This window comes from Paenibacillus athensensis, assembly GCF_004514475.2.
In the GTDB taxonomy this organism is placed as follows: domain Bacteria; phylum Bacillota; class Bacilli; order Paenibacillales; family NBRC-103111; genus Paenibacillus_AL; species Paenibacillus_AL athensensis.
On record NZ_MYFO02000002.1, the window covers coordinates 470,639 to 497,415 of the forward strand.

Below are 26,777 nucleotides of genomic sequence, written 5' to 3' on the forward strand. Positions count from 1 at the left end.
GGCAACATTAGCAACGTCGGCAACACCCGCAGCACCTGCCGCACTGGCAAATCCTGCCCCGGCTTCCGGCGAAACGCCGCTGCCCTTCGGCTGGAAGGAGCCGAAAATCAAAGTGCACTGCATCGTCAGCTGCTTGTGCGAAATCGTCAAGCGGTATAGCGATGTCGACTACCGTCCGTTTTATTTTGGCGTATGGGACATGCCGTTTAGTATCAGCGAGGAGGGCGTGATCCGCTACTATACGGACTCGGCGACGTATGACGGGTATTTGCGAGATTTTGAGACGTTGTTCGGGTTGAAGGCGCACACATGGTACGATCCTCTTGTGGATAAAAAAGGAAATGTGCAGACGCTGCTGGAGCTGCTGGACAACCGTCCCGAGTACCGCCATATCGTCGTGCAAATCGACCTGTCGCTGATGCCGGAGCGCGAAAACAAGTTTCATCAAAAGCCGTTCCCGCATTATGTCATACTTTACCCGACTGAGCGGGCCGATGCCTGGTTCATGTTCGATCCCGATTTTCGCTGGGAAGGGGTCGTGTCACGCGAGCAGGTGCTGGAAGCGATTTACGGCAACGCGTTTGGCGGGGGCTTCTATCTCGATGCGCTCCATGTCAAGGCTCCGTCGTGCGCTGAGGTGGAGCGGTTTTACCGCGCCAGCTTCGACACGGACGCCAATCCGCTCACGGCCTGCCTGCAGCGGCTAGTAACGCGCGTTGCCCAAGCCGAGATGGGCTGGACGCCTGTCCGGCTCAGCGAAGCGCTCAAGCAGCTGAATGTGCTGGCGATACGCAAATACAGCTATGACTACGCGCTGATGTTTTTCAGCGATGCGCTTGGCTACGAGCGGGAGCTGTATGAACAGTGGGCGCAGCAGATCCGCGACCTTGTGCAGTGCTATACGACAACGCAATATACGGCGCTGAAAATGGCCGCGGCCTCTTCCTTTGACGAACAGCTGCTCGGCCAAATGGCCGATACGCTGGCCAAAGCCGACGCTATCGAGTTGGCGCTCAAAAAAGAGCTGAATCGCCAGCTGGAGCTGTGGCTGATCTTGCAACAGGCAGGGGTGAGCATGCGGTGAATGTTTCCTTGTGTACGGTTTCCTTCCGTCACCAGCTCGTTTCCTTTGCCGAGCTGATCGGCTTTGCCCAGCGGCACGGATTTGACGGCATCGAGCTGTGGGGAGCCCACGCCCGTCAGCTTCAAGACGGGAATCGTGAGCAAAACGGCGAACAGCTGGACATACTCCGGCAAAGCGGCCTCGTCATTTCAATGCTCAGCGACTATATCGACATTGGCGTCCGGCCGCTGGAGACGGTGCTGGAGAAGACGGATCGTCTGCTCGACTGCGCCCGGACGCTGGACGTCGCCAAGCTGCGAATTTTCGCTGGAGGCCGGCCAAGCGTTTCGGTGTCCGCTGATGAACGAGCACTTTACATCCGCGGGTTGCGCGCCGTATGCGAGCGGGCCGAAGCCGCAGGCGCGCATATATTAGTAGAAACACATCCGAATACGCTCGCCGACGGGCTCGCTTCCACCCTGCGTCTGCTGGAGGAGGTCGATCACGAGGCGCTGGCCATCAATCTGGATTTCTTGCATGTGTGGGAGGCAGGAGACGATCCGGTCGCTGCTTATCACGAGCTTGAACACAAGGTCCGGCATTTTCATCTGAAAAATATCGCTACAGCGGCCCAATTGGACGTGTTCCAGCCGCACAATGTTTTTTCCGCTTCGGGCAGCCGCGAAGGGATGGTCCGGCTCGCTGACGGAGCGCTCGATTATCGCGCCGTGCTGGCTGCAGCCGGAAGCAGCCGCCATTTCGCTTCGCTGGAATGGTTCGGAGCCGATCCGTTCCGCGTGCTGGCCGATGAAATCGGCTGGCTGCGCAAGACGCTTTCGGCGACGGCGGCAGCAGCGGGGGCAGGGCCGCTTCCGGCTCCGGCAGGTACGCTGTAGCGAATGGTTTGGACGTTCGGCCGGGGTTGCAGGCCGGGCGACGACGGTCGCGTTACTGGCGTCCACCTGCGCTCGGCAACCTCGGCTCGCTGACGGGCGTCCAGATGCGCAACGGAAGCAGCTGCGCTCACAGGGGCGCTGCAGCCCTGTCACGGGCGCTGGTCTCGGACCCGCACACGCCAAGTCCGAGCTGCGCGGATGCGCAAGCGATTGAATTTGCAAATGCCGCTTGCTCGGCGGCTTCTCTACGCCTATCAACGCCGTTTTGTCAGCGGCTTGCTTTTCGCGAACCGGACGTAACGGTCTGTTTGTGAATCGCAGGCCGCCGACGCCGGCGTTTTTTTATTTTTCACGGGTAAAGAAAGTTGACAGGAGGAATCGGGTATCATACGATGTGGATAACACCAAAAGGTGTCGTATTCAGTCGATATCAAGGAGATGGCGACATTGAACGCGAAAGAACCGGTTCGAGATGTGTACGCGGCCGTGGCTGACCCGACTCGGCGCAAGCTGCTCCGGCTGTTGGCCGATGCCGAGGAGCTGCCGCTGTATGAGCTGCTGATGCCTTTTGATATGGGGCGCACGGCGGTGTCGAAGCATTTGGCGATTTTGAAGGAAGCCGGTCTGGTGAATGACCGCAAGGTCGGACGCGAGACGCGCTACCAGCTGAATGCCGCTCCGCTTCAGGAAATTCAGGATTGGGTGGCGTTTTACGAGAAGTTTTGGAAGCAAAAATTTATTCTGCTACAACAGCTGCTGCAGGAGGAAGAAGAATGAGTCAAGCGGTTTCTCTCGATTTTGAATTTGCAAGCCCGGTCGAACGCGTTTGGCGGGCGCTGACCGATTCCGATATGTTGGCGAAATGGGTGATGAGCAACGACTTCAAGCCGGTGGTTGGACATAAATTCCAGTTCCGTACGGAGCCGACCGGATGGTGGAACGGAATTATCGATTGTGAAGTGCTTGTGGTCGATGAGCCGCATACACTCAGCTATACATGGGTCAGCGGCAATGAAAATACGACGGTGACATGGACGCTCAAGAACGAAGGCGCGGTGACACGGCTGTTCATGGAGCAGAGCGGTTTCAGCAGCGCAACTCCGGCGCGCGCAGGAGCGGAGCACGGCTGGAAGCGGATGGTTGGCGAGCTGACCAAGCTGCTGGAGGCTTAGAATCGACGAACATCTTCATTGAAAAAAGACCTGCGCGACAAACGGTCGCGATGCGCTGCGAGCCGGCTGATTGGAAAAAGCAACCGGCGCCCGCGGCGCACTACAGGATGAACCCTGTATCCTTGCTGGCTTGTTGGCAGGATGGCGGGGTTCTTTTTATGCTTATCCACAATGATTCTTTGAGTATATCTGTGGATAACCGGAGCAGGCAATCGAAGGCTCTCCGTTCCTTCGAACAAAGCAGGCCGCGGGCCGGCATTCAAACGGCTTGAGTCTCCCGTTGGCGGGTGTTTTGTCGCGGCCGGCAAGCGAACAAGGGTAATTTTTAACAAGCAGGCATTGACATTCGCCCAAACGGCTGATACGATGTAATTCATAGTTGGTGTGTCGGAATTGATGTGAAAGATCATTTCCGCTGCGCCGCGATAAACCGACCGCGACCGGACGACCGGAGACCGCGCCTTGAGGGCGTAAGGTCTCCTTTTTGCGTTTGGCGACTATTTTGCAGGAGAAGGAAAGAGGTTGAAAGCATGAGTGCACAACGCAAGCTGCATTTAAACGCCTTTTTGATGAATACCGGACATCATGAGGCGTCCTGGAGACACCCCGACACGGAGCCGGAGCATACGACGGATATTGCTTACTATCAGAAGCTTGCGCAAATCGCCGAGCGGGCCAAGCTGGATTCGCTGTTTTTGGCTGACGGTTATGTGCTGCTCGGCAACGTCAAATATCGGGCTTCAGCCGGATTGGAGCCGTTCACGATGCTCTCGGCCCTGGCTGCCGCGACCAGCCGTATCGGCCTGATCGCTACGGTATCGACGACGTACAATGAGCCATTTCATGTGGCGCGAATGTTTGCTTCGCTCGATCATATCAGCAAGGGCCGGGCCGGCTGGAACATTGTCACCTCATCGGGTGACGCGACGGCGCAAAACTTTGGCCTCGACGCGCATCCCGAGCATACAGCGCGTTATGAGCGAGCCCGCGAATTTGTGGAGACGGTAACCGAGCTGTGGGATAGCTGGGAGGACGATGCGCTGGTGATTGATCGACCAGCCGGTATTTTCGCCGATACGGACAAGGTGCGGCCGATTCATCATAAAGGGCCGGCGTTTGCAGTGCGCGGTCCGCTGAACATTCCGCGGCCGCCGCAGGGTTATCCGTTGCTGGTGCAGGCGGGCTCTTCCGAGGACGGCAAAGAGTTTGCGGCGCAGACGGCGGAGGCGATTTTTACGGCACAGCAGACGCTGGCCGAAGCGCAGGCGTTTTATGCCGATGTCAAAGGCCGGCTGGCCCGTTACGGGCGTTCGCCGGAGCAATTGCTCATCTTGCCCGGCATCAGTCCGGTTATTGCCGATACGGAACAGGAAGCGAAGGAAAAAGAAGCGTATCTGCATGAGCTGACCATTCCCGAATATGGACTGGCGCGTTTGTCCGAGCTGCTTCGCGTCGATCTGTTCGACTATCCGCTTGACGGGCCGGTGCCGCTGGAGGCGTTGCCTGATATTTCGGCCATCAACGGCAATAAAAGCCGGTTTCAGCTCGTCGTCGATCTGGCTCGCCGCGACCGGCTGACAATCCGCGAACTGATTCTGCGTACAGCCGGCGGGCGCGGGCATTTGACATTTGCCGGGACGGCTGTGCAGGTTGCCGATTTAATTGAGACCTGGTTCACCAGCGGCGCTGCGGACGGCTTTAATATTATGCCTCCTCATTTGCCGGGCAGCCTGATTGACTTTGCCGACAAAGTGGTGCCGGAGCTGCAACGCCGCGGGCTATTCCGCACGGAGTACGACAGCTCGACGCTGCGGGGTCATCTGGGCCTGGCCCGCCCGGTTAACCGCTTCAGCCGCGCCGCTGTTGCGGAATAAAAGCGCGGTCCGGCGCACAGCTCCGGATTGGCGCTTGCAAGGGGTGAACGCGTCGTCGGGCCGGACTTGACCTTTGGAATAGTCATACGCGATGATAAAGCCAGTAGCTTCTGGCTAGAGCTGATTGGATAATGGAGGGAATGTCCTGATGAGTTTGACAACAGAATGGGTGCGTTACGGCCATGATGGCCGTTATAAAGGATATGCGGCATGGCCGGCGAGCTTTGTTGAGCCGCAGCCGTCTATTCTGATCCTGCAGGAAATTTGGGGCGTAGACCGCCACATTCAGGATGTGGCGCGGCGGTTTGCTTCGGCCGGGTATGTGGCGTTTGCTCCGGATTACTTTTCGGTCGACGGCGAGCGTGAGGAAGCGCTGACGGAGGAGCGCGTCGAAGAAGCGAAATCGTTCCTGAACGAGCTTCCTCCTGCGGTCTGGCGTGACGTCGATGGTCGCGCACGCGCGCTGGCTTCGGGTCATTACGCGCCAGAGCAGCGCGAGCGGATCGAAGCGACGTTGGGTCGCATCTTCGCCACCGGCGCGCGCTTAGGCGAATTTGCGGTGCAAACGCTGGAAACGGCGGGATTTTTGCGCGATACGTTTGAGCCCTCCTGCGGCCGCAAGACGGCGGCGGTCGGCTTCTGCTTTGGCGGCTCGCTGGCGATTGCTCTGGCCGCTCAAGACTCAGCCCTCAGCGGCGCGGTTACGTTCTACGGCGCAGCTCCGCAGGGCATACAACTCGAAGCGATTCAATGCCCGGTTTTTGGTATTTACGGCGAAGCGGACCGGCGCGTCACTGAAACTGTACCCGTTTTGGAAGCAGGGCTGCTGGCAGCGGGCAAATCGTTCCGTTACCATATCTACCCGGATGCGCAGCATGCCTTCTTCAACGATACGCGTCCGACCTACAACGCAGAAGCTGCCCGTGAAGCCTACGCGCGGACGTTGAACTTCCTATGGGCCGCGCTCCATTGACGGAGGCTTCGGCAGCCGCATGCGCATGCGCGACGCCGTGGAAGCGGAACTTGTGGATTTTGTGGGCAGGCTCGCTGCTGTGCAGTGCCAGCTATACGATGTGCGTCCCTTTTTTGCCCTTGTTTCTGTACGATCTGGGTGTACAGGGCGATGCGGTCCACGTCTGGTCGGGCGCGGTATTGTCCGCTGCGTTTCTTGTTGGCGCTGTGATGGGGCCTTTCTGGGGCGTGCTCGCCGACCGCTTCGGCAAACGGCGGATGGTGATCCGCGCCGGCATCGGCTTATCTGTCGTCTATGCGCTGTTTGCCGTTGTGCACGGTCCGTGGCAGCTGCTTGCTGTCCGCTTGCTCCAAGGCTTCGTCGCCGGCTTTATCCCGGCGTCGATGGCGCTGGTCGCCAGTTTCACGCCGGAGAAGCGTATGGGCTGGAGCCTCGGCATGATGCAAGCCGGTACGATGTCGGGCGGCATCCTCGGTCCGCTGCTCGGCGGGCTGCTTGCCGAGGGCTTCGGCATGCGGCTGTCGTTTGCTGCCGCCGCCGTGCTGCTCGTACTGGCGACGACAGCCGTCGCGGCGTTTGTCCGTGAGGCGCCGCCGCGCGCCGAGCCGACAGCGGATGCCCACCGGCCCGCCCGAAGCGCTGAAACTGAAAGCGCCGTTGCATCGCCGCTCAAGCCGCGCTTTGTGTTCAGCCGGGCGATCTTGGCGATGCTGGCGCTGTTGTTTATGTATCAGCTGTGCGTCAACACGCTGCAGCCGATTGTGCCGCTGCATATCGCCGAGATGAAGCATGGCTCAACCGGCGCGGTGCTGACCTCCGGCTTTGTCCTGTCGCTGGTCGGCATCGCCGGGATGATCGCTTCCCCTCTGTGGGGCCGCCTCGGCTCCAGCCTGCCCAGCGGACGTATTTTGCAGCTGTGCCTGCTTGGAGCAGGGCTGATCGTCATGCTTCAGTCGTGGACGGCCGCTGTCTGGCAGTTTACGCTCGTGCAGTTTGTCTACGGCTTTTGCATGGCCGGAATCGCTCCCACGGTAAATACGCTGATGGTCCGTCACACAGATCGCGCGGTCCGCGGCCGCATGTTCGGTCTGACCTCCAGTGCCAATCAGCTTGGCGGCATGGCCGGACCGTTGCTTGGCGGCTCGCTGGGGCTGTGGCTCGGCAACCGCTGGGTGTTCATGGCCGTCGGCTTCGCGCTCCTCGCTGCTGGAGCGGCGACCAGCCTGCTGCTGCAGCGCCAGTTGGCAGAAAAGGCATTGACTTCTGGCCCGGGTTCTAGTACGTTGGAAGCATGAATGCTTCATCCGAAAGGGTTAGGTCAATGACACAGGACGTAGAGCGAGATCAGGCATTGGAGCAATCGCATACGGACCGCATCCGCGAGTTTCTGCTTGCGATGGGTCATTCGCTGCAGCAGTACCAGCACAGCTTCGCATGCAGCGCCGAGCTGCCCCGGCACGAATTCAACGTGCTTTTTGTGCTGCATCAGAAAGGACCGCTCGTCTGCAAGGAAATCGCCCACGAAGTGCCGGCGATCAGCCTCAGCACGCTGACCCGGCTGCTTGACAGTCTTGAGCATAAGGGCCTGATCGAACGGAGCCTCGATCCGAATGACCGGCGCAGCTTCATTATTGCACCGACCGAGGACGCGCGCGAGCTGATGGAGGGATTCCCGCAGCACGTCGATTGCTTCGTGCAACGCGTGGCGCGGGCGCTGACGCCCGCAGAGCAGGAGCTGTTCACCTCGCTGCTGACGAAGATCAAATCGCAGCTTTAGGAGCGCGCCGATCGGCGACAATCACGCTATTTATACGGCATTCGGGCCTTGCGGTCCGGATGCCTTTTTGCTGATCTTTTTTCGACAGACAGGTACAATTTTGCATTAGGAATAGGTTCATTTGCTTATTGTCCTTTGGGAAAAAGGTAGCATATAATAGACTCACTGTCGAAATTATCTTACGCGTGAAAGGCGGATTCATGCACATGACCAAAACTCGTACTCCAAGACGCGCCATGTCGATCCAGTTTAAAATTATTATCCCTATTCTTTTGGTCACGACGCTGCTGATGTCGGCGATTGCTTTTTTCGTGTATAGCTTTGTAGAAGATAGCATGCACCAGAAGGGGCTTGCTACGGTGGAAGCGGCGCGTATTGGACTGGAAAGCGCCATCACGGCCCGCAAGACGGCGGAAGACGTGATGGAACGGGAGATGCTTGCGCAAGCGAAGCTTGTTTCCTATGTGATGGATACGCAGAAGCTGACGTTTCCGCTGATTACCGACCTGGCCAAGCGTTCGGGTATCGATGACATCTGGATTACCGACGGCACCGGCAAGGTAACGCTGACGAATGCCGGCGAGAAGGTCGATTTCAGCTTCGGCGCCGATAAAGCAGGCCAGGCTTACGAATTTATGAAGCTGCTGGACGGCTCGGCCCAAGCGGTCGCGCAGCCGGCGCAACAACGTACGATTGATCCCAAGGTGTATAAATATGTCGGCGTGACGGGCTGGAACAGCAAGCGCATCGTTCAGGTGGGCCGTGACGGCGAGCGTCTGACGCAGCTCGAGGAGCAAATCGGGGCGAAGCAGCTTTTGCAGCAGCTGTATACAAAGCTGGATAGCGAAGTCCTGTATTCGGCTGTTGTGGACAAGGACGGAAAGACGCTGTTTTCGAACGACGACGCGTTTACGTCTGCAGGCTCGCTCAAGGACTTTATCGCTGCGGGCATGCAGCAGGCCGATATTGCTTCTGAAGTCGGCACCTATAATCAGACCAAGGTACGCTATTATGTGACCAAGCTATCCAGCGGTCAAGGGCTCGTGCTGGGCTTGTCGCAAAATCTCTTGTCCAGCATTCTCGAGCTGATGCTGGCGGCTGTTATTGCCGCTGCGGTGCTGCTTGGCGTCATCGTCTTTTTCATTGTGCACATCCAGTTCAAGCGCTTAAAGGAGCTGGAGCGGACGATGGTTACAATCAGTGAAGGGCGCGGCGATCTGACGCGTCGTTTGCCGGTCAAGACGCGCGATGAAATCGGCACGGTGGCCGGAGCGTTCAACAGCTTCATGAACACGGTGCAATCGATTGTAGCCGATGTCAAAACAGCGTCGCAGACGAGCTTCCAGCATACGCTGGACATTCATCAGGCTGCGCTGGCGACAACGGCTGTATCCAACGAAATCAACCACGCGATTCACGAAATTGCCGACGCTTCCTCGAAGCAGGCCTCCGGCGTGGAAGAAGGCATGCGGACGATTCACGGCATGGCCGATTCCATTCGCGAGACGAACGATCAGGCTATCGAGCTGGAGCAGCTCAACCAGACCATCAACAGCCGTCAGCAGAACGGCGCGGAAGCGGTGCAGTCGCTTCAGGAAGGGATGCAGCGGTACAGCGATTTGGCACAAGGCGTCTCCGGCAACCTGAACGAGCTGATCGAAGGCATCGGCGGCATTCTGGAAATGTCCGATCTGATTCAGGGACTGTCGCGGCAAACCGGTTTGCTGGCGTTGAACGCGTCAATTGAAGCGGCGCGGGCCGGCGAGCACGGTCGCGGATTTTCCGTCGTTGCCTCGGAGGTGCGCAAGCTGTCGGAGCAGTCGAATGAGGCGTCCGAGCGCATTCGCGCCATTCTCGGCACGGTCATGACTTCGACCGAAACGACGAAAAGCGTGATGAGCGATGCCCAGGAAGCGCTGGAGCGACAGTTCCACACTGTCGGCCATACATCGCAGGCGTTCAGTGATATTGCCGAGTCATTGTCGACGATGAACAAGCTGATTGCCACCATGCGCGGCATGACGCAAAATCTCGATACGCAAAAGGATCATTTGACCCGTTTCATCGAAGAAGCCTCTGCGCTGACCGAAGAGACGGCGGCGGGCTCGCAGGAAGTGCTCGCGAGCGTGGAGACCCAACTGCAAATGTTCGAGCAGGTTTCGAGCCAAACAACCGAGCTGAAAACACTCATGGACAATTTGAAAAACGGCGTCGACCGTTTTGTCGTCTAGCCGGTTTGCTGCATGCAAGCCGCAGGCGGCCGGCGGCAGCATATAGCAATGTCACAGCGGGCTGTCGGCCCGGCAGGAGCGGCCTGCCGGCGGCAGCTTTTTTTGCTGTAAAGTCGTCCCCTACCCATCTTTGGCCGCTTGCAGCAGCGCTCGCCCTGCCAGCGTCGCGTCAGGGGAACTTGCCCGTTAATGCCGCCGCAGGCAGGGATTTGGCCGCGCGCGACGAAACGGATACATAAGAACGATAGAGATGAGGAATGACGCATGTCGTGGTTTAACCACTTGAAAATTAACAATAAGCTGATCGTGATGATTTTGCTGCCGATGCTGGGCCTGATCTATTTGACGGTCAATTCCGCAGTCGATAAAAGCCAGCATTTGGCGCAAATGGACCGCTTGCAGACGCTCGTGTACTTCACGGTCGATATCAACGGCGTCGTCCATGAGTTTCAAAAGGAGCGCGGACTGGTGTCCAGCTATTTCGGCACGCGCACGGCGTCGCTGCAATCGCGGATGCTGGATCAGCGGGGACTCACCGATACCGCGGTTGCCAGGCTCAAGACAAGCTTGCAGACGTTCCCGGCGGATCAATACGGCGCCAGCTTCGCCAGCGAGCTCGCCGCCACGGTGAAGGAGTTGGGCAAGCTGGAATCGCAGCGCGCGTTGATTGACGGAGGGCAGACCGATACGCCGACGGCGATGGCGTATTACCGTGGCGTCACGACGCAATTTTTTCATCTGATGACGGTGGTGAATCAGCTGAGCGATGACCCGCAGGTTTCGGGAGCGCTTTCGGCGTACATTCATTTTTCGCGCAGCAAATCGGGAGTCAGCCAAGAGCGCGCGCTGCTGGGCGACGTATTCGGCAAAAGCAGCCTTGAATCGGCGGATATCGAGCAGACGAAGGTGCTGGACAGCGAGCAAAAGCTGTATTACAACGTGTTTGCTTCGTATGCGCAGCCGGCGGACATCGAGTTTTATCAAAAAACGGTGCGCGGCGAGTCCGTAACGGAAGCCGACCGGATGCTGCAAACGGTGCTGAGCGGCAAGGACGGACAGAAAATCGAGATCGATCCCGAGGTCTGGTATACGCTCGTGACGGACAAGATCGATTTGCTCAAGCAGGTCGAAGACCACTATTCGCAAAATTTGTTGGCGCAAATTGACGGCATCAAGCATCAAGCGCTTGTATCGCTGATCAGCGTTGTGCTGTTTAATCTGCTGGTGCTGGTGCTGTCGCTAGGCGTCATTTTCTGGACATCGCGGCTGATGCTGCGTCAGCTTCGCCTGCTCAAGCAGTCGACGCAGCTGATTCTGGAAGGGGAGACCCATGCGCAAGCCGATGTCGTCAGCCGCGACGAATTCGGCGATTTGGCCGAGGCATTCAACCAGATGGTGGCCAGCTTCCGCGATGTCATTATTCAAGCCGACCGGATTTCGCAGGGCGAATACGAGCTGACGATTGTGCCGCGCTCCGAGCGCGACCGATTGAGCTTTGCGCTGGCGGGGATGCTAACCTCGCTCAAGGACACGAAGGCGGAGAACGAGCGGCAAAATTGGCTCAAAACGCAGCTTGCCCGTCTAACCGGCCTGTCGCAAGGCGTGGGCAGCGTGCAGCAGCTCGTCTCGATGCTGATCTCGGAAATCTCCGGGCTGCTTGGCGTCGGACAAGGAGCGATTTACGTCAAAGAGGACCGCCGGCTCGTCGAGCAGCGGGATGCGGAATTCGTGCTGCTCGGCACATACGCGTATTCGCGCCGCAAGCATTTGAATAACCGCTTCCAGCTCGGCGAAGGGCTGATCGGCCAATGCGCGCTGGAGAAAAAGCCGATTCAACTGACGAACGCACCGGCTAATTACATTCAGATCACTTCCGGTCTCGGCGAAGGTGAGCCGCTGACGATTGTGGCGTTGCCGATTTTGTTTGAAGATGAAACGCTGGCTGTCATCGAGCTCGCTTCGTTCCAGCCGTTCACGGAGATTCAGATGGATTTGCTCGAGCAGCTGTCGGCGACGATGGGCGTCGTGATTAACAGCGTGCGCGGTCGCCAGCGTACCGAGGAGCTGCTGCGCGAATCGCAGGAGCTGGCCGAAGAGCTGCAAACCCAGCAGGAGGAGCTGCGCACGGCCAACGAGGAGCTGGAGGAGCAGACGAACATGCTGCGGACCTCCGAGGAAAAGCTGACCATCCAAAGTGAAGAGCTGCAAGCGATCAACGAGGAGCTGGAGGAAAAAACAAAATATCTGGAGCTGCAAAAAAGCGATATCGAGCAGCAAAATGGCCAGATTGCCCGTTCGAAGCAGGAGCTGGAGCTTAAAGCGCAGGAGCTGGAGCTGGCCAGCCGCTACAAGTCGGAATTTCTGGCCAATATGTCGCATGAGCTGCGCACGCCGCTGAACAGCCTGCTGATTCTCGCCAAATCGCTCGCCGGCAACGACGAGGGCAATTTGACCGAGGACCAGGTCGAAGCGGCCGGCGTCATCTACAGCGGCGGTCTGGACCTGCTGACGCTGATCAACGATATTCTCGATCTGTCCAAGGTCGAGGCGGGCAAGCTGAGCATTCATCGCGAGCCGGCGCGGCTGGAATCGATTCTGCGCAACCTGCAGATTCAATTTGCTCCTGTGGCCAAGGAACGGAAGCTGCAGCTGAATCTGACCTGCGACCCGGGCGTGCCGGAGACGATTGTGACCGACGCGTTGCGCGTGGAGCAAATTCTCAAAAATTTGCTGTCCAACGCCTTTAAATTCACGCCGAAAGGCTCGGTGTCGGTGCGCTTTTATGTCCCGGGCCGGGACGTGCAGCTGAGCCATCCTGCTTTACATCCGGGTGAGGTTCTTGCCATGGCCGTCACCGATACGGGCATCGGCATTCCGCCGGAGAAGCAGCGCGCGATCTTCGAGGCGTTCCAGCAGGCCGACGGCTCCACCAGCCGCAAGTATGGCGGCACGGGCCTGGGCCTGACGATTTCCCGCGAGCTGGCGAAGCTGCTCGGCGGCGAAATCACCCTCGCCAGCACGCAGGGCGAGGGCAGCACCTTCACGCTCTACTTGTCGAGCGTAGAGGCCGGAGCGGCCGGCGAAGCCGATTTCGCCGCTCCGGCTGCGGCTGCAGCGGCAGCGGCGCGGGAAACCGCCGCCGCCTCTGGCGCAGCCGCAGCCGTGCCGGGGGCGCCGGCGTTGCCGTCGGCGCCCGCTGGGCCGGCTCAGGCGGCTTCAGCCGCCGCGCCGGCCGCGGAAGCGGCGGAGGAAGCGCCGCCGCAGGGGCAGTTGCGGTCGTTCATTCCGGACGACCGCGAGGGACTGTCGCCGCAGGACGGCGACAAGGTCATCCTGATCATCGAGGATGACGCCCGCTTCGCGAAGGTGCTGATGGATCTGTCGCGCAAGAAGGGCTTCAAGTGCCTGGCGGCCGGCGACGGCTTTACGGCGCTGCAATTGGCCAAGCGCTACGTGCCGGGCGCGATTCTGCTTGATCTCGGGCTGCCGGACATGAGCGGGCTCAAGGTGCTCGATCATTTGAAATTCGACGGCGAAACCCGCCACATTCCGGTGCATATTATTTCCGGGCGCGACGACGGCGCGGCTTCCTCGCTCAAGAAGGGCGCGGTTGGCTTCCTGCCCAAGCCGGTGACCGAAGACGAGCTGGAAGTCGTCTATACGCGGATCGAGCACGTGCTGAACGAGCGGATCAAGCAGGTGCTGGTCGTGGAAGACGATGCGCGCAACCAGAAAGCGATCGTCGAGCTGCTCAAGCATAAGAAAATCGAAATTCACGGCGCCTACACCGCCGGAGAAGGGCTGGAGCTGCTCAAGCTCCACGACTACGATTGCGTCATTCTTGACTTGACCTTGCCGGATATGACCGGCTTCGATATGCTCCAGCGCATGGTCGACGAAAGCGGCAAGCCGGTCCCGCCGATTATTATCAATACAGGCATGGAGCTGAGCGAAGCGGAGTATAAACAATTGAACCGCTTTACCGACAGCATCGTGATCAAGGGCGTCAACTCGCCGGAGCGGCTGCTGGACGAGGTCACCTTGTTCCTGCACAGCGTGCAGAAGCTGCTGCCGCCGGAGCAGGTCGACATGATCCGCATGGTGCACGATTCCGACGAAACGCTGAAGGGTCGCAAAATTTTGCTCGTCGACGACGATTTGCGCAATACGTTCGCGTTGTCCAAGGTGCTGCGCCAGCACGGTCTGGAGGTCGTGATGGCCGACAACGGCCAGCTCGCTCTGGAAAAGCTGGACAAAGAAGCAGGCATCGAGCTGGTGATCATGGATATCATGATGCCGGTGATGGACGGCTATGAGGCGATGCGGCACATTCGGCGCAATCCGCGCTTTGACAAGCTGCCGATCATTGCCCTGACGGCCAAGGCGATGGCTGGCGACCGGGAAAAAAGCATAGAAGGAGGCGCCAACGATTACATGACCAAGCCGGTCGATACCGACAAGCTGCTGTCATTAATTCGCGTGTGGCTGTTCAGATAACCGATGACAGGCAAACAAACCGAAACGATTGAAGTCGATTTGCTGCTGGAGGCGCTCTATCGCAAATACGGATACGACTTCCGGCATTATGCCCGTTCGTCGCTGCTGCGCCGACTGCATAACAGCCGGGAAAAGGCAGGCGCAGCCAATCTCGCCGAGCTGATTCCGCGCGTGCTGCACGACGAAGCGTTCGTGAACCGGATGCTGCTCGATATGTCCGTGACGGTGACGGAAATGTTCCGCGATCCGGAGTTTTTTCAGGAGCTGCGCAGGAAGGTGATTCCGCTGCTGAAGACGTATCCGTTTGTGAAGATTTGGCATGCCGGCTGCGCAACGGGCGAAGAGGTATATTCGATGGCGATCATGCTCAAGGAGGAAGGCTTCTACAACCGTGTGCAGATTTACGCCACTGACATCAATCAGGAGTCTCTGCAAAAGGCCGAGGCCGGCATCTATTCGCTGGAGCATATGCGCACCTATGCGGGCAACTATATCAAAAGCGGCGGCAAAGCCGCCTTTTCCGACTATTATTTTGCGAAATATCAAATGGCGAAGATGAACGAGGATTTGAAAAAGAACATCGTCTTCTCCGCGCACAATCTGGTCACGGATCACGCCTTCGGCGATATGCACCTCATCTTGTGCCGCAATGTGCTGATCTATTTTGACCGTCATCTGCAGGATCAAGTGCTGCAGCTGTTCGACAGCAGTCTGGTGCATCGCGGCTTTTTGTGCCTCGGCAGCAAAGAGTCCATTGAATTTTCCGATACCCGCGATCATTATGAGCCAATTTCCGCCAAATGGCGGATTTTCCGTAAGCAGCTGCAGCTGCAAGGTTGAAAAGGAGCGAATCGAGCCGCATGGGAACGTATGAAGCCGTGGTGATCGGCGTATCGGCCGGAGGCCTGCGGGCGCTGGGGACGCTGCTTGGCGCGCTGCCCGCGGCGTATCCGCTGCCGGTCGCCGTTGTTCAGCATATGCATGCAGGAAGCGACGGCTTTCTGGCCGAATATTTAAACGAGCGCTGCGCGTTGACGGTGAAGGAAGCCGTTGACAAGGAAGCGCTGCTCCCCGGTCGGGCGTATCTGGCTCCCGCCGGCTATCATTTGCTGATTGAAGAAGACCGCTCGTTCGGGCTTTCCGTCGATGCGCGGGTCAACTATTCGCGCCCGTCGATTGACGTGCTGTTCGAAAGCGCGGCCCGCGTCTATGAGCAGCGCTGCATTGGCGTCGTGCTGACTGGCGCGAATCGCGACGGCAGCGCAGGACTGCAAGCGATCAAGCGCTGTGGGGGACTGGGTATTGTACAGGAACCGGCGAGCGCGGAGTTCGATACGATGCCGCGCGCAGCCATTGCGGCGGGGCCGGTCGATCATATTTTGCCGCTGGCAGAGATCGGGGCTTTGTTGCGGGCGCTGGTGGAAGGAACGGGCCGAACAGGCGACTAAGGAGGAATATGGGGTGAGCGGCGTAAACCCGAAGGATTGGCAGCGAACGAAAATTTTGGTTGTCGACGACCGCAAGGAAAATCTGTTTGCAATGGAGCAGATTTTAAAGTCGCTCGATTGCGATATTTATATGGCCCATTCGGGCAACGATGCGTTATCGTATACGCTTCGGCATGATTTTGCGTTGATTTTGCTGGATGTGAATATGCCGGAAATGGACGGCTTTGAGCTGGCCGAGCTGCTGCGCGATATGGAGGAAACGAAGCAAATTCCGATCATTTTCGTCACGGCGATCAATAAAGAGGACAAAAGCGTCTTCAAGGGCTATGAAAGCGGCGCAGTCGATTATTTGTTCAAGCCTGTCGATGTGGACATTTTGCTGAGCAAGGTGAAGGTCTTTCTGGAGCTGAATGCCAAAAAGCGCGAGCTGGAAGCCATGCAGGCCGAGCTGCGCCGCAGCAATGACAGCTTGCAGCAGTTTGCGAGCGTGGCTTCGCACGATTTGAAAAACCCGCTTAATGTCATTGCCGGCTTGAGCGAGCTTGTGCTGGCGAGGCACAGCGAAGGGATGAGCGAGAAGGGCAAGGAATGTATGCAGCATATCGTCGGCGCAACCGGGCGGATGAACCGGATCATCACGGATCTGTTGACCTATGCCCAGTTAAACGCTCAACCGGCGCATTTCATCGAGGTTGATTTGAATGCTGTTGTGCGGGAGGTCACCGCCGATTTAGCGGGGCGGATTGCCATGAACGGCGGACAGGTGCAGCTGCTGGGCGAGCTGCCGATTGTGCAGGCCGACCGCACCCTGGTTTACCAGCTGTTTCAGAACCTGATCGGCAACGCCGTCAAATACCGCCACAAGGAGCGCGAGCCGCTGGTGCGCATTGCGTATAGCGGCGGTTCGGCCGGCGGCTCCTGCGTCATTGCGATTGCCGACAACGGCATCGGCATGAAGCAAGAGGACATTCCGACGATTTTCAGCCCGTTCAAGCGGCTGGATGCGGCGCGCGGCTACGAGGGTACGGGGCTGGGGCTGGCTACGGTGCAGCGGATCATCGATCTGCATCGCGGCTCCATATCCGTGGAGAGCGAGCCGAATGTCGGCACAACTGTGCGTGTGACGCTGCCGATGCTGCAGGCCTAGCCGTGCGCACGATACATGGAGCGCGGTGTCGGCCGTACCACGGTCCGCAAGCTTGCGGAGCTGACGGCGCGTCTGGCGTATGAGCGCTGCCCGTGGCCTGCGCGGGGATCACTTCTCGGGTTCTCCATCCAGCAATCCGCCGAGCCGGTCGAGATGGGCGTTCCAGCTCGCGCGTTTTTCGACGATAACGGCTTCATGGCTTTGCCGCATCGTCGTCAGCAGCTTCGTGAAGTCCTGCGCGGCGACCGGCTGCTGCCGTCTCATCTGCCGCGAAACGCCCTCCAGCTCGCGCAGCAGCTTTTGCTGGGTGCCGATCGTTTGCCGCAAGCGGCCTATTTGCATCGTGACGATGTCCAGCAGACTGTAGCGGTCGCCGGTCAGGACGCTCTTGATCTCCTCCAGCGACAGGCCCAGCTCCTTGAGCGACATAATCTGCTGCAGCCGCGGCAGGTCCGCTTCCGTATACTGCCGATGCCCGGAATCCGTATATCCGCTCGGCGAAAATAAGCCGATCTGGTCGTAATAGCGCAGCGTGCGGATCGTCAGGCCCGCCAGCCTGGCGATTTCTCCAACCTTCCATGTCGATTTCATACGTATCTCCTGTTTTCACGCCGGTCTCGCTTGGCCGGCTAGGCTAGATGAATGGTCACATCCGGTTCGTTGCCAGATGCGGCTTTATCGGTGCGTTTCTGTCAGGCTCGCGAGCATCTCGCGGGCTTGTTCCGGGTCGTCGATCAACCTCTGGCGGTAAGTCAGCATCCAGTTGAGCGTGCCCAGCATGTGATCATATTCTGCTTTCTTGCGTTCGATTTCGCCGATTTTGCGGCGAATCCACGCAATGATTTCCTCATTGCTGCGCGTCTGCTCGTCATGATCCTTCAGCACGTCCTTCAGTTCGGTCAAGCTGCAGCCGATGCCTTGAAACTTCTTGATAAGCTTCAGCCGTTCGTGAGCTTCGGTCGTATAGCTGCGATAGTTGTTGTTGTCCCGCTGCACGTGCCGGCTGTTCAGCAAGCCCTCCTTCTCATAATAACGGATCGTATGTACGGACAAACCCGCTCGTTGAGCCAACTCCTGAATTTTCATCGGAACTCCCCCTTGTAACGACTTGCCTTAGAGTTAACTCTACAGTTTATACTGCAAGTGTTCAAGTTTCAACGATTATGAAGGAGGAATCAGGATGCGCGTTTTTGTAACCGGAGCAACAGGTTATGTCGGAACTGCGGTTGTGATGGATTTGATCGCAGCCGGCCATCAAGTGCTGGGCTTGGCCCGAACGAAGGAGGGGGCTGCCAGGCTGGTGGAGGCGGGCGCCGAGGCACACTGCGGCACGCTTGACGATCTCGATAGCTTGCGCGGCGGAGCGGCGGCTGCCGATGGCGTCATTCATCTGGCGTTCAAGCATGATTTTACCGACTTCAGCGGCTCGCTCGCTGCCGATTTGCGCGCTGTCGAGGCGCTGGGCGCAGCAATGATCGGGTCGGGCAAGCCGTTGATCGTTACCGCGCACTTTAACGGGAAAGCTTCGGACGACGCTGCGCTTGCCTTGGCCGATCGGGGGGTGCGCAGCGCCATTGTAGAGCTTCCGCCGTCCGTACACAGCGAGTGCGACCGGCACGGCATGGTGCCACAGCTGATCGCCATTGCCCGCGCAAAGGGCGTCTCGGCCTACGTCGGCGACGGCAGCAATCGCTGGCCGGCCATCCATCTGCTGGACGCAGCCCGGCTGTTCCGGCTGGCGCTCGAAGCGGCTCCGGCCGGCTCGCGGCTGCAAGGCGTCGGCGACAAAGGCGTGCCGTTTCGCGACATTGCCGGCCTCATCGGCCGCAAGCTGAATTTGCCGGTCGTCAGCCTAGCCCGCGAAGATGCGCAGGAGCATTTTGGCTTTCTCGGCCTGTTGGCCGGAGCCGATATCCCGAAATCCGGCGAGGTTGTCCAGCGGCTATTGAACTGGCAGCCGGAGCTTCCGGGGCTGATTGCCGAGTTGGAGCAAGACCATTACTTCAGGCCATGAGGAGATCCAAGGCAGGCGGCCAGCCGCAGCGAAGGGAAGACAATCAGATTGTCTGGCAGATCGGAAGCTTAACGTGCTTTCGGTCTTTTTTTTCGGCAAAAATCCGCTTAGGGTCAAATAGGGAGCGCAAGCGCCGTGTGTCGGGCATTTGAGGGCTGAGCCTTGAAAACGGCTGAATTTGCCAGCAAATCGGGCTCCCTATGTCTTGCGCTAAACCTAACGTTCACGTAAACTACATATTAGAGATTGCAAAAACATGAAGAAGGGAGGCAGTTCGATGACTCCGGTTCTATACACCGTAGAAGACGTGACGGCAAAGCTGCAAATCACTTCGCGCACGCTCCACTACTATGAGGAAATTGGCCTTATTCCGCCTGCGGCGCGCACGGCCGGCGGACATCGGATGTACGATCAGGCTGCGCTGGAGCGGCTGGAGCACATTTTACGGATCAAAACGGCTTTGGGCGCTTCGCTGCAAGACATTTCGGCGATCCTGGCCGCTGAAGAGAATCTGGAGCAGCTGCGGGCACAATACCGGGGAGAAGACGTGTCCGGAGCGGATAAGCAGCGCATTTTGCAGCAGGGAGCGGAGCTGCTGACCTCGCTGGTCGTGTCGATTGACGAGAAAATGGAACGGCTATCCAAGCTGCGCGCAAGCTTTCGCGACCGGCTCGACAACGTGAACCGCCGCCGGCAGGAGCAGGAACAACAACAGGAGCAGCAGCGTCAGACTCAGGAGCAGCTTCGTGAAGACTAACCCGACTTGCCAGTATACGGCCTTCCTGCCCGGCAAATGCCAAGCTGCAGGTTATGCCGCCGCGGGACCTTGCGTTCGCGGATGATTCACAGATCGGACAGAAAGAAGGAGAACACAAGATGAATGAGAATGACAATAGAAAATGGTGGATTTTATCGGTTACAAGTCTCGGCTCGCTGTTGTCGGCGCTGAACTTCAGCACGCTGATTATTGCGTTGCCCGATTTGATTCAGGGCTTGCATGCGACAGTGCTGCAGGCGATGTGGGTCATGCTGTCTTACATGGTCGCGCAGACGGTCGTCGTTTTAATGGCCGGCAGCTTGGCTGACCGCTTCGGCCGCAATCGGCTTTACATTTGGGGCATGATCCTGTTTACGCTTATTTCACTGGCGGCGGGCTTTTCTTCAAACGCCACCGTTCTGATCATCGCCCGCGTGCTCCAGGGCATTGGCGGCGCGATGGTGATGGCCAACAGCACGGCGATTGTCGCCGACGCCTTCCCTGCCAAAGAGCTTGGCCGCGCGCTTGGCGTCAACATCATGGTCGTGGCGGTCGGACAAATTATCGGTCCGGTGCTGGGCGGCTGGCTGACGACGGCGTTTGGCTGGGAATGGACCTTCTGGTTTAACGTGCCGTTTGGCATCGTGGCTGTCCTCTGGGGCATTTGGGCGATGGGTTTCTCCGACGGCAAGGGCGTGCAGCATGTCAAAACCAAGCAAACCGACGGCTGGGGCCTCTTGACCTACGTCGTGAGCGTGACCGGCCTGCTGCTAGCGCTGACCTGGGGGCCCATTCAGAGCTGGGCTTCGCCGATTGTCTGGGTATCCGGCATCTTGTTCCTGATCGCGTTCCCGATTTTTCTTTCCATTGAGAAAAAGCATCCCGCGGCCATTCTCCATCTGCCGCTGTTTGTTAACCGGACGTTTTCGCTCGGCATGGTCTCGGCAACGCTCAACGGCGTGGCGCGGATGGCTGTCATGTTCATGCTCATCTTTTATTTCCAGGGCGCATTGTATTACGATGCGCTGGAAGCCGGCATTCTGACGATTCCGCTGGCGGTCGGGATGCTTGTGGTTTCGCCCTTGGCCGGCTGGTTAGGCGACCGCTGGGGCGAGCGCATGCCGGCGACGCTGGGGCTGTTGATCAGCATGCTCGGCTTGATCGGGCTGGCGCTGGACACGGGTTTGCATACGCCGTATTGGCAGCTGGCGTTATGGATGAGTCTGATCAGCATCGGCTCGGGCCTGTTCAACTCGCCGAATACGAGCAGCGTCATGAACGCGGCCGGACCCAAATACCGCGGCGAAGCGTCCGGCATCCGCTCGTTGACGATCAATATGGGCATGATGCTGAGCATTGCCTTCTCGATGCCGATTATTACGAACACGATTCCGCATGAAGCGATGCTGGCGATTTTCTCCGGCACCAAGGTTGGCATGGACGGCGGAGGCGGGGCGCTCGACGGTTTTATTCACGGTCTGCATCTCGTATTCTGGCTGATGGCGGCGCTGATGCTGATTGCTACGCTCCTGTCATACTTCCGCACGAGCAGCAGCACGTCTGCGAGCAGCTCCGGCGCGTCGTCTGCCGTCAAGCCGTAATCGCTGGCTGCATTGCTCCCCGCAAGCTAATCCGGTTATCTGCGATTCAAGTAAGCAAGCCTTCTCTCCGGCCTCTCGTCGGCGAGCGGGCTTTTTTGTTATAGAGGATTCGCTAGGCTGCTGTTGTCCGGCTTGTTGGCCTTGATCGTGTCATCCTGGTTGGATTTTATTGGAGCGCGATTAGGGCTTTGGTATGACATCGGGCGGGCTTGCCGGGCGACTGTTGTTGTTATGGTTGGGGAATTCAACGGCCGAGCTGTAATTCGACGCCAAGCATTCCTCAAGCAAATAAGTAAAATTAACCAGTTAAAACCAGATCGTTGGTAGGTTGTGGAAACGCTAACAATATGATTTTTCCAAATATTACATTGAGAATAAGTACTTTTGAACTAATTTATGTCTGGATTTTTCCTCCACCTTGCCCTACAATAAGAAGTAACGATTCCTGAGCTTGCACAGATGACTCACAGTTTTGGAAAGCAGGAGGAGCTGCCGGATGAAAGACAGATATTTTTCCACCGTCGAAACGACGGACCGCTTCGGTACCAAAAACCGCGAATTTCTAATTTATAGCGACAAAGGCAAGAAACCGACCATCGGCGACTTTGTCGATGCATTCATGCAAACCGGGCTTGATGTGGAGATCAAGGATTTCGTTAGCATGATGTTTAAGCCGAAAGACCCGACCACGACGCCGATCATTTCGCTGCGCGTCATTCGCACGATTCGCGACTACTCGTATTCGTCCTATACGCGAACCTCGATGTGATGCGCCACAACGCATCCATCGTCCTGATTAACCTTCGAACGCCATGCCGGCGCTTGAAGGTTTTTTTCTTTGTCGGCTTGGCCGGGGCTCACCTTGGAAGCTCAGCGCGCATAGGATACTGTACCCGTAACATCCGGGGCGATGATTTCCGCGGGAGGTGAAGGCATTGGTCAGCTTGTATAGCGTCATTGTCGACTGGATTCCGGGCTTGCCGCGCATCCCATACCGCCGCGGAGTGGGACAATGGGAAGGCGTTGTCATGCACCAAACGGCGAATCCGAACGATACGGCGCGCAGCGAACGGGCCTATGAAGCAACGACATTCGAGAATGCGTTCGTTCACGAATTTATCGATCCGAATGAGATTATTCAAGTCGCCGATCCGAATTACATCGCTTACGGAGCGGGAGCCAAAGCGAATCCGCGGTTCATTCATCTGGAGCTGTGCTCGGCGCAAACGAGCGAGCAGTTCAACCGTTCCTTTGATCGCTGGTGCCAGCGCGCCGCATATTTTTTGACTCAGCGCAGCCTGCCGGTCATCGCCGCCAAATCCGACGGTAGCGGGACGCTGTGGTCGCACGATCAGGTCTCGCGGTATTTGGGCGGAACCAATCACGAGGACCCAATTGCGTATTTGGCCCAGTGGGGCAAGACGTGGACGGACGTGCTCGCTGCCGTCGGGCGGCATCATGAAGCGATTACGGGAGGAGATGAGATCATGTTAAGCGCGAAGGACGCCAACACGATCATCGCATTTTTGGCTGCGGCCTACAACGCCACCGCTTCCAAGGAAGCCAAAGACGAGTTCCACCGTCTGGCCAATGAGCTGCGCAAGGCGTCGGGGCAGCAGCCGGAATAATTTTGCGGGAATGAGAGGCGCTGTACATGCGGAAGGACGCGTTGACACTGCTGGTTCTGATTTTGTTCATCTTGCTGACTCTAGTGCTGCTGCTGTGGCTGTAGACAGCGCAAACAGCCGGACGCTTGCATCAAGCGCCGGCTGTTCGTCATTTACGGGACCGTCGCGGGCCCCATTTGCGCGTATCGCTGCGGCTTCCATGTTAGAAGCCTTTGTATTGCGGTTCTTCGGCTTCGAGCTGCTGGACGCGGGAAGCGACCTGATCGACGACCTGCTGCGTCGTTTTGGCGGCATTCTCAAACAGCTGCTTCGCTTCCTGATTTTGCGTGCTCAGCGCGAACGTTTCGAGGTTGGCTTGCGCGCTTTTGAGCGAGGCGAGCGTCGTTTTGACTTGTGCGGCTACGGTCAAGGTGTTCACCTCCTTTACAGCGGGATGCGCTGCTTAATATACCCGTTTCTCCGAAATCCATTATTTCAAAATAGTGCCAATCCTCTCGCATTCATAGCCCCCGGCAAAATGGCGAATAATGACCTTTGTTGAAGCAAAGGAGGATAACCGGACATGGACTGGATCCATATTGTCATTCGTGCCTTGACGGCGCTCGTTACGCTGTTTATTTTTACGCGGATACTCGGTAAAAAGCAGATTTCTCAGCTGACGTTTTTCGAATACATTACGGGCATCGTAATCGGGGATGTGGCCGGAACTACTTCGACCGATATCGAGCAGCATTTTTTTCACGGGATTCTGGCGATGACGGTTTGGTTTATCGTTCCGCTTTTGCTGGAGATGCTGACGCTCAAAAGCAAGACGCTGCGCCACTGGTTCGAAGGCAAAGGCAGAGTGCTGATCAAGGACGGCAAGGTGCTGGAAGATAATTTGAAAAAAGAGCGCTACACCGCCGACGAGCTGCTGGAGCAGTTGCGGACGAAAAGCGTGTTTCGCCTCGCCGACGTCGAATTTGCGATGCTGGAAGCAAGCGGCGAGCTGAGCGTGCTGCTCAAAAGCGACAAGCAGCCATTTACTCCGGCTCATCTGGGCGTCAAGACGGTCGCGGAGAAGCCATCGCAAACCGTCATTATGGACGGCGTTATTCAGGACGAGCCGCTGGCGACCGCGGGACGAAGCCGCGGCTGGCTGCACACGGAGCTGGACAAGCTGGGCATTCCGGTAGAGAACGTGTTTTTGGCCCAAGTCGATATGTTCGGTGATTTGACCGTCGATACGTATGATGACAAGCTGAAAATTCCCCAGCCGTCACAGCGGCCGCTGCTGCTGGCCACATTGAAAAAATGCCAGGCCGATCTGGAGCTGTTTGCGCTGGCCACGACGCACGAGCGGGCCAAGGCGATGTACAGCGAAAGCTCGCGGCAGATGCAGAGGGTGCTGAGCGATGTCGAAGTATTGTTGAAGGCATAAATTCAAGCGCAAGGGGGAGCGGCCCTCATGGCCAATAATAAGAAGAAAAATATGACAATGACCCAGCAGGAATACCAGCAGCTGGCCAAGCGCATCGAGCCCAAGCGGCCGGTGTTGAAAAATTGTTTGCGCGCCTTTCTTGTCGGCGGCATCATCTGCGTGATCGGTCAAGCGCTGATGGAGTTGTTTATTCACAAGTTCGGGTTTACGGAAAAAACAGCCGGCAATCCGACTGTGGCGGTGCTGATTTTTATTTCCGTCGTTTTGACGAGCTTCGGCGTGTACGACAAAATCGCCCAGTGGGCCGGGGCCGGCTCGGCTGTGCCGGTCACGGGCTTTGCCAACTCGCTGTGCTCGGCAGCCATTGAGCACCGCGCCGAGGGCGTTGTGCTGGGCATTGGCGGCAACATGTTCAAGCTGGCCGGCTCGGTGATCGTCTTTGGGATCGTGACGGCGTTTATTGTCGGGATTATCCATCTATTGCTTGGAGTGGGGAGGTGAGGACGATGCTCAAGGGTCATCAGAGCTGGACATTTGCCAGCAAGCCTGTCATTGCGGCAACGGCGACGGTCGTCGGTCCCGACGAGGGGCTGGGACCGCTCGGCGACGAATTCGACATCGTCCACGGCGACGCGACGGTCGGGCAAAAAACGTGGGAGAAGGCGGAAAAGGCGCTGCTGGAGGAAGCGGCGCAGCGCGTGCTGGACAAGGCCGGGCTGACCGGCGGCCAGGTGCAATTCTACATCGGCGGCGATTTGATGAACCAGATTATCTCCAATACGTTTGCTGCGCGCACGCTCAATATGCCGTATATCGGCATTTTCGGAGCGTGTTCAACGTCGATGGAAGGGCTGGCGCTGGCTGCGCAGCTAATGGACGCCGGCGCGGCGAATCACGTTATGTGCGGCACATGCAGCCATAACAGCACCGCCGAGAAGCAGTTCCGCTATCCGACGGAATACGGCTCGCAGAAGCCGCCGACGGCGCAGTATACGGTGACGGGCGCCGGTGCGGCTCTGCTGGCGCGCGAGGGTACGGGGCCGGTGGTTACAGCCGCGACGATCGGCCGGATCGTCGATATGGGCATCAAGGACCCGTTCAATATGGGCGCGGCGATGGCGCCCGCTGCGGTCGATACGATCACGGCGCACTGCCGTGATCTGGAGATTGAGCCGGGCCACTACGATTTGATCGTGACCGGCGATTTGGGAGCGGTGGGCTATGCGATTGCCAATGAGCTATTCGCGAAGCACCGCTTTCCGATTGAGCAGACCGTCTACGACGACTGCGGTCTGATGATTTATGACCGTGAGAAGCAGGCGGTGCAGTCCGGCGGCAGCGGCTGCGGCTGCTCGGCGACCGTGACGTACGGTCATCTGCTCAAGCGGATGCAGCGCGGCGAGCTGCGCCGCATCCTTGTTGTGGCGACGGGCGCGCTGCTGTCGCCGCTGTCGTTCCAGCAGGGCGAAAGCATTCCGTGCATCGCCCATGCCGTTGCGATTGAAGCGGGAGGTGAAGCGTCATGATGCAATTTGTGTGGGCCTTTGTGATCGGCGGGGCCATTTGCGTGCTCGGCCAGCTGCTGATCGATGTGGGCAAGCTGACCCCGGCGCATACGATGAGCACGCTGGTTGTGCTGGGGGCTATTGCCGATGGCGTTGGCATTTACGACCCGTTCATCAAATTTGCCGGAGCAGGCGCCACTGTGCCGATTACGAGCTTTGGCAACGCGCTTGTGCACGGCGCGCTGGAGGAGCTGCAGCAGGACGGCTATATCGGGATTATTACCGGCATCTTCGAGGTGACGAGCGCCGGTATTTCATCGGCGATTATTTTCTCGTTTCTCGCCGCGATTATCGTGCGGCCTAAGGGCTGACTCTCTGGCTGCGCATGCTGCCGGACGCGTCCCTATGCTTACAAGCCGCTACCGTCAGCTTTTGTGCAAAGCGTTATTTCGATTTGATTACCCCGCGCGGCGGGGTTTTTTTGCGTTGTACAGCGTTTGCTCTGCAGGCATCTGCTTGCAAATCCGAACTCATTGGTTATTATTTACAAACAAATTCAGCAATTTTGCAAGTATACGGACAATTCGCTTTCCTGTTACACTAGAAGCATGTTATGTCCGTTGGCAGCGGCGTTGGTTTGTCGCTCTTGTCTCACCCGCCCACTGAGGCGCATGTGCCGACGCCTTGGTGCTTGCCTGCATGGCGGCTGATTTTGGCAAGCGCTTTCGCGCCGCCGCACCGGCTGATTACGACCCATTTTTCCCGGAGCTTGTC

General features: G+C 58.0%; 25 protein-coding genes. 22 read left to right on the forward strand and 3 right to left on the reverse strand.

Annotation, left to right across the window (positions count from 1 at the left end; translation table 11 throughout):
- The first annotated feature begins 112 nt into the window (after positions 1-112).
- From B5M42_RS06055 to B5M42_RS06115, 13 genes are all read left to right on the forward strand, one after another.
- On the forward strand, positions 113-1,084 hold the full coding sequence (locus B5M42_RS06055) for a DUF6005 family protein (protein WP_230632760.1): 972 nt from the start codon (positions 113-115) through the stop codon (positions 1,082-1,084).
- Positions 1,081-1,959 (forward strand): sugar phosphate isomerase/epimerase family protein, encoded by an 879-nt coding sequence (locus tag B5M42_RS06060; protein ID WP_134752014.1) that lies wholly within the window; start codon positions 1,081-1,083, stop codon positions 1,957-1,959. Before B5M42_RS06055 ends, B5M42_RS06060 begins: the two co-directional genes overlap by 4 nt.
- Before the next feature lie 447 nt (positions 1,960-2,406).
- Entirely contained in the window at positions 2,407-2,736 is a 330-nt protein-coding gene (locus B5M42_RS06065; protein ID WP_134752016.1) for an ArsR/SmtB family transcription factor, read from the forward strand.
- Complete coding sequence (locus B5M42_RS06070; RefSeq protein ID WP_134752018.1) at positions 2,733-3,131, forward strand: SRPBCC family protein; 399 nt, start codon at positions 2,733-2,735, stop codon at positions 3,129-3,131. The genes B5M42_RS06065 and B5M42_RS06070 overlap by 4 nt, the downstream gene beginning before the upstream one ends.
- Positions 3,132-3,661: 530 nt before the next feature.
- Positions 3,662-5,005, forward strand: a complete 1,344-nt coding sequence (locus B5M42_RS06075; RefSeq protein ID WP_134752020.1) for an LLM class flavin-dependent oxidoreductase — start codon at positions 3,662-3,664, stop codon at positions 5,003-5,005.
- Between the two features lie 148 nt (positions 5,006-5,153).
- Positions 5,154-5,978, forward strand: coding sequence for a dienelactone hydrolase family protein (locus B5M42_RS06080; RefSeq protein ID WP_134752022.1), 825 nt, complete (start codon positions 5,154-5,156; stop codon positions 5,976-5,978).
- Between the two features lie 50 nt (positions 5,979-6,028).
- The gene (locus B5M42_RS06085) at positions 6,029-7,273 is read left to right on the forward strand and encodes an MFS transporter (RefSeq protein ID WP_230632727.1); all 1,245 of its coding nucleotides are present in this window, start codon (positions 6,029-6,031) and stop codon (positions 7,271-7,273) included.
- Positions 7,274-7,299: 26 nt separating this feature from the next.
- Positions 7,300-7,755 (forward strand): MarR family winged helix-turn-helix transcriptional regulator, encoded by a 456-nt coding sequence (locus B5M42_RS06090; protein ID WP_167689805.1) that lies wholly within the window; start codon positions 7,300-7,302, stop codon positions 7,753-7,755.
- A 206-nt stretch (positions 7,756-7,961) separates the two neighbouring features.
- The gene (locus B5M42_RS06095) at positions 7,962-9,986 is read left to right on the forward strand and encodes a methyl-accepting chemotaxis protein (RefSeq protein ID WP_167689807.1); all 2,025 of its coding nucleotides are present in this window, start codon (positions 7,962-7,964) and stop codon (positions 9,984-9,986) included.
- 264 nt (positions 9,987-10,250) lie between these two features.
- Positions 10,251-14,483 carry a response regulator gene (locus B5M42_RS06100; protein WP_134752030.1) on the forward strand — a complete coding sequence of 1,411 codons (4,233 nt, stop codon included), beginning with the start codon at positions 10,251-10,253 and terminating at the stop codon, positions 14,481-14,483.
- 3 nt (positions 14,484-14,486) lie between these two features.
- The gene (locus B5M42_RS06105; protein WP_134752032.1) at positions 14,487-15,323 is read left to right on the forward strand and encodes a CheR family methyltransferase; all 837 of its coding nucleotides are present in this window, start codon (positions 14,487-14,489) and stop codon (positions 15,321-15,323) included.
- A 20-nt stretch (positions 15,324-15,343) separates the two neighbouring features.
- The gene (locus tag B5M42_RS06110) at positions 15,344-15,931 is read left to right on the forward strand and encodes a chemotaxis protein CheB (protein WP_134752034.1); all 588 of its coding nucleotides are present in this window, start codon (positions 15,344-15,346) and stop codon (positions 15,929-15,931) included.
- A 13-nt stretch (positions 15,932-15,944) separates the two neighbouring features.
- Positions 15,945-17,078, forward strand: a complete 1,134-nt coding sequence (locus B5M42_RS06115; RefSeq protein ID WP_230632729.1) for an ATP-binding protein — start codon at positions 15,945-15,947, stop codon at positions 17,076-17,078.
- Between the two features lie 108 nt (positions 17,079-17,186).
- Here the strand turns inward: B5M42_RS06115 and B5M42_RS06120 are convergent, their stop codons facing one another.
- Complete coding sequence (locus B5M42_RS06120) at positions 17,187-17,669, reverse strand: MerR family transcriptional regulator (protein ID WP_134752036.1); 483 nt, start codon at positions 17,667-17,669, stop codon at positions 17,187-17,189.
- Between the two features lie 84 nt (positions 17,670-17,753).
- The gene (locus B5M42_RS06125; protein WP_134752038.1) at positions 17,754-18,164 is read right to left on the reverse strand and encodes a MerR family transcriptional regulator; all 411 of its coding nucleotides are present in this window, start codon (positions 18,162-18,164) and stop codon (positions 17,754-17,756) included.
- Between the two features lie 94 nt (positions 18,165-18,258).
- On the opposite strand from B5M42_RS06125, the gene B5M42_RS06130 reads away from it, so the two are divergent.
- The 5 genes from B5M42_RS06130 (at position 18,259) to B5M42_RS06150 (ending at position 23,078) form a co-directional block, all read left to right on the forward strand.
- A complete protein-coding gene (locus B5M42_RS06130; RefSeq protein ID WP_134752040.1) occupies positions 18,259-19,092 on the forward strand; it encodes an SDR family oxidoreductase in 834 nt (277 codons plus the stop codon).
- 277 nt (positions 19,093-19,369) lie between these two features.
- On the forward strand, positions 19,370-19,849 hold the full coding sequence (locus tag B5M42_RS06135; protein WP_134752042.1) for a MerR family transcriptional regulator: 480 nt from the start codon (positions 19,370-19,372) through the stop codon (positions 19,847-19,849).
- A 119-nt stretch (positions 19,850-19,968) separates the two neighbouring features.
- The gene (locus B5M42_RS06140; RefSeq protein ID WP_167689810.1) at positions 19,969-21,450 is read left to right on the forward strand and encodes an MFS transporter; all 1,482 of its coding nucleotides are present in this window, start codon (positions 19,969-19,971) and stop codon (positions 21,448-21,450) included.
- A 496-nt stretch (positions 21,451-21,946) separates the two neighbouring features.
- On the forward strand, positions 21,947-22,219 hold the full coding sequence (locus B5M42_RS06145; protein ID WP_134752046.1) for a hypothetical protein: 273 nt from the start codon (positions 21,947-21,949) through the stop codon (positions 22,217-22,219).
- 166 nt (positions 22,220-22,385) lie between these two features.
- Positions 22,386-23,078, forward strand: a complete 693-nt coding sequence (locus B5M42_RS06150) for a peptidoglycan recognition protein family protein (protein ID WP_134752048.1) — start codon at positions 22,386-22,388, stop codon at positions 23,076-23,078.
- 202 nt (positions 23,079-23,280) lie between these two features.
- On the opposite strand, the gene B5M42_RS06155 is transcribed toward B5M42_RS06150, so the two are convergent.
- Complete coding sequence (locus tag B5M42_RS06155; RefSeq protein WP_134752050.1) at positions 23,281-23,487, reverse strand: DUF1657 domain-containing protein; 207 nt, start codon at positions 23,485-23,487, stop codon at positions 23,281-23,283.
- Positions 23,488-23,640: 153 nt separating this feature from the next.
- On the opposite strand from B5M42_RS06155, the gene B5M42_RS06160 reads away from it, so the two are divergent.
- From B5M42_RS06160 to spoVAE, 4 genes are read left to right on the forward strand one after another with little or no spacing between them, the layout of a single operon-like run.
- A complete protein-coding gene (locus B5M42_RS06160) occupies positions 23,641-24,498 on the forward strand; it encodes a DUF421 domain-containing protein (RefSeq protein ID WP_134752052.1) in 858 nt (285 codons plus the stop codon).
- 27 nt (positions 24,499-24,525) lie between these two features.
- Positions 24,526-24,999: a stage V sporulation protein AC gene (gene spoVAC / locus B5M42_RS06165; RefSeq protein WP_134752054.1), complete on the forward strand. Its 474-nt coding sequence runs from the start codon at positions 24,526-24,528 to the stop codon at positions 24,997-24,999.
- A gap of 5 nt (positions 25,000-25,004) precedes the next feature.
- Entirely contained in the window at positions 25,005-26,024 is a 1,020-nt protein-coding gene (gene spoVAD, locus B5M42_RS06170; RefSeq protein WP_134752056.1) for a stage V sporulation protein AD, read from the forward strand.
- Entirely contained in the window at positions 26,024-26,374 is a 351-nt protein-coding gene (gene spoVAE, locus B5M42_RS06175) for a stage V sporulation protein AE (RefSeq protein ID WP_134752191.1), read from the forward strand. The genes spoVAD and spoVAE overlap by 1 nt, the downstream gene beginning before the upstream one ends.
- Positions 26,375-26,777: the final 403 nt, after the last annotated feature.

Excerpts from the sequence above, each read along its gene's own strand:
- B5M42_RS06070 (WP_134752018.1), top strand. The coding sequence starts at position 2,733 with ATGAGTCAAGCGGTTTCTCTCGATTTTGAATTTGCAAGCCCGGTCGAA.
- B5M42_RS06075 (WP_134752020.1), top strand. The coding sequence starts at position 3,662 with ATGAGTGCACAACGCAAGCTGCATTTAAACGCCTTTTTGATGAATACC.
- B5M42_RS06080 (WP_134752022.1), top strand. The coding sequence starts at position 5,154 with ATGAGTTTGACAACAGAATGGGTGCGTTACGGCCATGATGGCCGTTAT.
- B5M42_RS06090 (WP_167689805.1), top strand. The coding sequence starts at position 7,300 with ATGACACAGGACGTAGAGCGAGATCAGGCATTGGAGCAATCGCATACG.
- B5M42_RS06095 (WP_167689807.1), top strand. The coding sequence starts at position 7,962 with ATGACCAAAACTCGTACTCCAAGACGCGCCATGTCGATCCAGTTTAAA.
- B5M42_RS06100 (WP_134752030.1), top strand. The coding sequence starts at position 10,251 with ATGTCGTGGTTTAACCACTTGAAAATTAACAATAAGCTGATCGTGATG.
- B5M42_RS06105 (WP_134752032.1), top strand. The coding sequence starts at position 14,487 with ATGACAGGCAAACAAACCGAAACGATTGAAGTCGATTTGCTGCTGGAG.
- B5M42_RS06110 (WP_134752034.1), top strand. The coding sequence starts at position 15,344 with ATGGGAACGTATGAAGCCGTGGTGATCGGCGTATCGGCCGGAGGCCTG.
- B5M42_RS06120 (WP_134752036.1), bottom strand. The coding sequence starts at position 17,669 with ATGAAATCGACATGGAAGGTTGGAGAAATCGCCAGGCTGGCGGGCCTG.
- B5M42_RS06125 (WP_134752038.1), bottom strand. The coding sequence starts at position 18,164 with ATGAAAATTCAGGAGTTGGCTCAACGAGCGGGTTTGTCCGTACATACG.
- B5M42_RS06130 (WP_134752040.1), top strand. The coding sequence starts at position 18,259 with ATGCGCGTTTTTGTAACCGGAGCAACAGGTTATGTCGGAACTGCGGTT.
- B5M42_RS06135 (WP_134752042.1), top strand. The coding sequence starts at position 19,370 with ATGACTCCGGTTCTATACACCGTAGAAGACGTGACGGCAAAGCTGCAA.
- B5M42_RS06140 (WP_167689810.1), top strand. The coding sequence starts at position 19,969 with ATGAATGAGAATGACAATAGAAAATGGTGGATTTTATCGGTTACAAGT.
- B5M42_RS06145 (WP_134752046.1), top strand. The coding sequence starts at position 21,947 with ATGAAAGACAGATATTTTTCCACCGTCGAAACGACGGACCGCTTCGGT.
- B5M42_RS06160 (WP_134752052.1), top strand. The coding sequence starts at position 23,641 with ATGGACTGGATCCATATTGTCATTCGTGCCTTGACGGCGCTCGTTACG.
- spoVAC (WP_134752054.1), top strand. The coding sequence starts at position 24,526 with ATGGCCAATAATAAGAAGAAAAATATGACAATGACCCAGCAGGAATAC.
- spoVAD (WP_134752056.1), top strand. The coding sequence starts at position 25,005 with ATGCTCAAGGGTCATCAGAGCTGGACATTTGCCAGCAAGCCTGTCATT.
- spoVAE (WP_134752191.1), top strand. The coding sequence starts at position 26,024 with ATGCAATTTGTGTGGGCCTTTGTGATCGGCGGGGCCATTTGCGTGCTC.